1 protein-coding gene is annotated in these 399 nt (G+C 47.3%); it reads right to left on the bottom strand.

What is annotated here, in order from left to right; all coding sequences use genetic code 11:
* Positions 1 to 362 (bottom strand): ribonuclease H family protein (locus tag EES38_RS23370; RefSeq protein ID WP_166434337.1); only part of this gene is annotated, 362 nt, incomplete at its 3' end.
* Positions 363 to 399 lie beyond the last annotated feature (37 nt).

A 399-nucleotide genomic window follows, 5' to 3' on the forward strand; every position in this document is an offset into this window, starting at 1 on the left:
GGTTTATGGTCCGTGAAAAGAGTGAATTCACGGCCTTCGATATAGTGCTGGAAATGCCGTACAGCACAATACATAGCTAGGAGTTCCCTACCGAATGTGCTGTACCTCGATTCGGTGTCTAGCAACCTTCTAGAGAAAAAKGYCAAGGGTTGCCAGGAGTTGTTAACCCATTGTTGTAAGACTCCTCCGATTGCYGAGTCGGATGCGTCTACTGCGATGCTAATGGGTGCTCGGGTGTCCTGRTGTGCRAGCATYGTTGCTTTAGCRATCAGTTCCTTAACTGTGGAGAATGCTTTTCGTGCGGTGTCGTCYAAATTAATGGATYTCGCATYTCCACGAAGTTGGTCGGTCAGAGGTTTCATAAGTAATGCGCATCTCGGTATGAAGCGTCTATAGAAA

This window comes from Vibrio viridaestus, assembly GCF_003856525.1.
GTDB classification, from domain to species: domain Bacteria; phylum Pseudomonadota; class Gammaproteobacteria; order Enterobacterales; family Vibrionaceae; genus Vibrio; species Vibrio viridaestus.